General features: G+C 66.8%; 2 protein-coding genes. Both read right to left on the reverse strand.

The features are described from left to right. A partial coding sequence (locus EOA22_RS38250; protein WP_206521349.1) for a hypothetical protein occupies positions 1–336 on the reverse strand: 336 nt, incomplete at its 3' end. A gap of 4 nt (positions 337–340) precedes the next feature. Then, a partial coding sequence (gene rsmH / locus EOA22_RS28885; protein ID WP_127390400.1) for a 16S rRNA (cytosine(1402)-N(4))-methyltransferase RsmH occupies positions 341–1,083 on the reverse strand: 743 nt, incomplete at its 5' end.

The following is a 1,083-nucleotide window of genomic DNA, read 5'->3' on the forward strand; positions in this document are numbered from 1 at the left end:
ACTATCAGCCATGCCGCCCTGGCGTCCCGACAAGATGTCCTGGATGTCAAGGGATTTGGCCGGCAGGTCGCCGACACCGCCGATCTGGCGGGCGCTGACCGGCTCGAGTTCGAGCTGCGACTTGTAGAGTTCGGCGAGCTTCTGCAGCCGCGACGGCTGGGTAAGCAGGCTCCAGTCGGCCTTGAGCAGGTCGATCGTGTCCTCCTCATAGCGTATCTGCGCATGGATCTTCTGCACGGCGGCCAATTGTTCCTCGGCCTCGCGCTTGGCCTTGTAGGTAAGGGCCGCGACCGCAACCATGACGGCGATCAGGACAATGTCGCTGGTACGAAACACTTAGCTACCTCTCCCCCGGCCGGTCGATACCGGGAAGCTTTGGAAGGCCGAAAATCGAAAAGTCGCTGCCGCGCGCCGGCGCCTGGGTGCGGACCGCCGCGCGCAGCCTGGCCGAACGGGCGCGCGGATTGGCCGCCACCTCGGCGTCGCCGGCCGTCACGCCGCCGCCCGCCTTGCGGAACGTCGCGGTGCGCGCATGCGCCTCGGGCAGGTGACGCGAGCCGGTCGCGACATCGGCCCGGTCTGCGATGAAACGCTTGACGATGCGGTCTTCCAGAGAATGGAAGGTGACCACGGCGAGCCGTCCGCCCGGCTTCAGAGCGCGTTCGGCCGCAAACAGGGCCTTGGCCAGTTCGCCAAGCTCGTCATTGACAAAAATGCGCAGCGCCTGGAAGACGCGCGTCGCCGGATGGATCTTGTCCTTCGGCGCCCGGCCGATATGCGTCTCGATGGCGTCGGCGAGTTCCAACGTGCGCTCGAACGGGCGCTTTTCGCGGCGCGCCTCGATCATGCGGGCAATGCGTCCGGCATGGCGCTCCTCGCCGAGGAAGCCGAAGATGCGGGCAAGATCGCCCGGCTTGAAGGAATTGACGACGTCGGCGGCGCTGAGGCCCGATTGCGCCATGCGCATGTCGAGCGGCCCGTCGGCGCGGAACGAAAACCCGCGCTCCGCCTGGTCGAGCTGCATCGAGGACACGCCGATGTCGAGCACGATCCCGTCCGCGCTCTCGACATGTTCGTCCAGCG

Source organism: Mesorhizobium sp. M7A.F.Ca.US.014.04.1.1, assembly GCF_003998745.1.
GTDB classification, from domain to species: domain Bacteria; phylum Pseudomonadota; class Alphaproteobacteria; order Rhizobiales; family Rhizobiaceae; genus Mesorhizobium; species Mesorhizobium ciceri.